The sequence below is a fragment of the Syntrophotalea sp. genome, assembly GCF_050253115.1.
GTDB lineage: Bacteria > Desulfobacterota > Desulfuromonadia > Desulfuromonadales > Syntrophotaleaceae > Syntrophotalea > Syntrophotalea acetylenica.
On record NZ_JBFWJQ010000053.1, the window covers coordinates 12,981 to 15,211 of the forward strand.

The following is a 2,231-nucleotide window of genomic DNA, read 5'->3' on the forward strand; positions in this document are numbered from 1 at the left end:
CTGCGAGCATCTGGAACCTTTTGTTGAATTCAAGGGGCAATGTGTCAGATTGGCCGGAGCCCTGTTGGTCAGACAGCCGGATCAGACCCTTTTACTGCAGAATATTTATGGACAATATGTCCATTTCAATCAGGAAGGCTTTGTCGACGAGGAGAAACTCGCCGCGGCAACCCGCCATACCGATAAAGACCTGGGTCAGGATTACCATAATGAATTCATGTGGTTTCCCACTGAAACGGAAATTGAAAAAATCAAGGCGGCCGTTGGCGAGGTTCTTTAAGCCGTCCGGCGGGCCGATACTGGAGATCAGTCATGGATAAAAAACCGGGATGCAAAGAGGCCAGACCCTCTGTGTTCGCCTCCGGCGGCGACCCTGAAAGCCGGGATTGGCTGGCAGGAGATCTGCATGTTTATGTGGAGCCCTGGCGGGCTCGTTTCGAATGGCCGGATGGCTATCCGCGGCGGATCAAGGTTCCCGATGCGCTGGTAGATTGGGATGTCGATTATCCCGATTACGATCCGCCCTATTACGTTGCTCCCGAGGTGCTGGCCAACGACCGCACCCGAAAGGAGGGTGGCTGGGCCGATCCGGAAGACATCGCCATGGCCGAAGCTTTGCCAGTGCAGAGTTTCGAAGGGCCGATCCGATTCGATGCCAAGGGCCGGCCGCTCAATCCCCGAGGGCGTTCCGGAATCGCCGGGCGCGGCCTGCTTGGCAAGTGGGGCGTTAATTACGCCGCCGATCCCATCGTCACGCGCATCAACAAGCAGTTCGGCGACGTTGAAATGCTGGCGATTCAACGCAAGGATAACGGATTGTGGGCCATCCCCGGCGGTATGGTCGACGCTGGCGAAGAGGTGAGCCGCACGCTTGCCCGGGAATTGTCTGAAGAAACCGGCGTGAGTCTCGACATGAATCGTGGCAAGCTGATTTATCGCGGCTTTGTCGATGACCCCCGTTCCACCGACCACGCGTGGATCGAGACCACGGTTCGGCATCTGCATCTGAGTTCCGAGGATGCCGCGGATCTGGAGCCCCGCGCCGGCAGTGATGCCCGTTCGGTTTACTGGCTGCCTCTGACCGAGAAGAGCCTCCAGAAATTGTATGCAGGGCACGGTTACTTCGTCGTTTCCGCCCTGGCGCAGTTACTGCGCGACGAACCGGAGGCCTTGCCGAAAAAAATGCTGGCTGTCCTGCGGTCCTATTACAAATAAATTCCGCCATAGGCCGAGAGGGATGGCGGCGTCCGTCTTTCCCGGCCGTTTTTTCCCGTCCGGCAAAAGGGGCAAGGCATGACCCCGTGGTTTTTCAAAGCGCTGCTGGCCCTTGTATTGATAGGGTTGCAGCGCTTTTTCTACAAGGTGGCGGCGGAACGCGGCTGCAATACCGCGCTGACCAGCCTGGTTTTTATGGCGACGGTGGCGGTGGTCAGCTGGTCACAGTTTTTGTGCGGGGCGGACCGGGGAGATCCGGGCCTTTCCATGGTGCTTTGGGGATTGGTCAATGGCGTGGCGTTTCTGGCCAGTGCGGCGCTGACCATTGAAGCGTTGCGGCGGATCCCGGCTGTTGTCGGGTATTCGATCACGCGCCTCAGCACGGTATTCGCAACCCTGTTTTCGGTGTTTTTCTTTCAGGACCGGCTCTGGCCGCGGCAGTGGTGCGGCATTTTGCTGGCCATTGCCGTACTGCTGCTGTTTGCTCGCCGGTCAGCGGCAGGCTCCCCGGCGGAGGAGGTTGCGGGCCGATACCGGTGCGGGGTGGCTCTGGCGCTGCTTGCCATGGTGGCCGGGACCGTGGCCACCGTTTCCAGTAAATTTGCCGCCCTGCACGCGGATAAGTGGGGATTTATGGCAATCGCCTATAGCTTCAGTGCCGCGGCCGCGGGTTTGTGGCGATACCGCCAGTGGCAAAATGTCTCGTCAGCGGCGCTGAAGGCGCCAGTAATTATCGGCATAATCATGGGGGGGCTGAATCTGATTGGCTTTTACCTGTTCCTTTGGGCGCTGGAGACCGGCCCGCTGGCCGTTATCGCGCCGCTGGTCGGTTTGCATTTCACCATAGCGGTTCTGCTTTCAGCGGTTCTGTATCGTGAGCGGCTCGATTTCCGGGGGGGGCTTGGAATCCTTCTGGCGGTGGCCGCAGTTCTGTTGATGAAAGCCTGAGTCCTGTTTCCGCCGTTTTTTTGCTCCTGTTTTGGTTTGCCTGTTTTTTTAGGGTGTTTCACCTGGTC

General features: G+C 58.5%; 3 protein-coding genes. All 3 read left to right on the forward strand.

Going from position 1 to position 2,231, the window contains the following annotated elements; genetic code table 11:
• A partial coding sequence (locus tag AB7E65_RS07430; protein WP_428745567.1) for a hypothetical protein occupies window positions 1-280 on the forward strand: 280 nt, incomplete at its 5' end.
• A 32-nt stretch (window positions 281-312) separates the two neighbouring features.
• Window positions 313-1,215: an ADP-ribose pyrophosphatase gene (locus AB7E65_RS07435; RefSeq protein WP_072286873.1), complete on the forward strand. Its 903-nt coding sequence runs from the start codon at window positions 313-315 to the stop codon at window positions 1,213-1,215.
• A 78-nt stretch (window positions 1,216-1,293) separates the two neighbouring features.
• Complete coding sequence (locus AB7E65_RS07440; RefSeq protein ID WP_320360413.1) at window positions 1,294-2,163, forward strand: DMT family transporter; 870 nt, start codon at window positions 1,294-1,296, stop codon at window positions 2,161-2,163.
• The last annotated feature ends 68 nt before the right edge of the window (window positions 2,164-2,231 follow it).

What these genes read in the sequence shown, in the direction of transcription:
- AB7E65_RS07440 (WP_320360413.1), top strand. Translation starts at nt 1,294, where the DNA reads ATGACCCCGTGGTTTTTCAAAGCGCTGCTGGCCCTTGTATTGATAGGG.
- AB7E65_RS07435 (WP_072286873.1), top strand. Translation starts at nt 313, where the DNA reads ATGGATAAAAAACCGGGATGCAAAGAGGCCAGACCCTCTGTGTTCGCC.